Genomic DNA, 1,126 nt, shown 5'->3' with positions numbered 1-1,126 from the left:
CGCAAACGCCGACCACGCGCCGTTAAGCACGAGCATGGCGATCAGGAACAGTCGCAGTAGAAGTGAGGAGGCTGACGCGGGCGACATGGTATATCACTTTAGACAAGGCGCGTGTGTATCGGTCGTGAACAAAATCTCAAGTAAGCCTGAGATGTCGCGACTTGTCAGTCGCACTAGCCGCGGACACTGCAGCTCCCTCCAGAAGCGCCCAAAGGGCGGGTTGAGGCGAAGAGTTGCCCATAGGGCGAGCGCTTGTTCGGTTTACTTCTCGGGCGTGGCCTCGATCAGCTTCACCAACTCGCGCTTCTGCTGCTTGCTTAGCGAGCCCCAGCGCAGGAGCAACTTGGCCAGCAGATCATCGTCGGTGTAAAGGAAGGCGGCGGGGATCCCCAACGCTTGGGCCAACCGCTCAGCAATCTCCAGCATGGGCTCGTGCTTGCCACGCTCGTACTGGTTGATTCGGGGGCTGGCCACGTGAGGATCCAGACCGGCCCGGATGCCCAACTCCTTCTGCGACAAACCCGTGTGCAGGCGGGCTTGTTTGAGGCGTCGAGCGAAGGTCGGTGTTGAGTCGACGGACAAAGTCACGCGCGTACCCCATGGAGACCCCATAAGGATGGCGGATGTACCCTGCCTTGCATACTAAGATATTCTTAGCTTTGAGGCACCCGGCGACACCGGTGGCGCCCCCCCCCCCCCCCCCCAGGAGCCACGCCGCTCCCTCATCCCCGGAAACCGCATGCCCGGAACCTCGTCAATGACGCCATCTGGGGTCGCCAGCATCGAGGAGTTGGGCCTTCGTGGCACCCTTTTCCTAGCCGCACTGTTAGCCGCGCAGCTACGACGCATACCGGTGGCGCCCACACGCCGCTCCACCTTGCTGGTGCTGGACACGCTGCGTGTCTTGGCCTTGATCCAAGTTCCCTGGCCAGCGGATCGATGGCAGATCCGCCCCGATGCCGAGGTCACGCCCATCGAAGATCTGCAATGGGCTTTCGCCTGGTCTACCCACGAGCGCAGGCACCTGCTCCCGGTGCTGGAAGACCAACTCGGCGATATGGCACACGATGTAGACTTGGCGGACGCGAAACTGGAGCTGTGGGATGAACTTGCACTCTGGGAGACC

General features: G+C 61.8%; 1 protein-coding gene and 2 pseudogenes. 1 reads left to right on the top strand and 2 read right to left on the bottom strand.

All coding sequences use genetic code 11. The features are described 5' to 3' along the window. Both KVS69_RS18350 and KVS69_RS18345 read right to left on the bottom strand, forming a co-directional pair. Positions 1-87 (bottom strand): annotated as a pseudogene (locus KVS69_RS18350) (transcriptional regulator); the annotation flags it as partial. A 174-nt stretch (positions 88-261) separates the two neighbouring features. Further along, positions 262-612: a helix-turn-helix transcriptional regulator gene (locus KVS69_RS18345; protein WP_217539422.1), complete on the bottom strand. Its 351-nt coding sequence runs from the start codon at positions 610-612 to the stop codon at positions 262-264. Positions 613-739: 127 nt separating this feature from the next. Here KVS69_RS18345 and KVS69_RS18340 point away from each other — a divergent pair. Beyond that, positions 740-1,126: pseudogene (locus KVS69_RS18340) on the top strand (hypothetical protein); the annotation flags it as partial.

This window comes from Stenotrophomonas sp. GbtcB23, from assembly GCF_019091045.1.
Lineage (GTDB): Bacteria > Pseudomonadota > Gammaproteobacteria > Xanthomonadales > Xanthomonadaceae > Stenotrophomonas > Stenotrophomonas rhizophila_A.
Note: the sequence above shows the minus strand (reverse complement) of the source record. Positions and strands in the feature narration are given on the sequence as shown.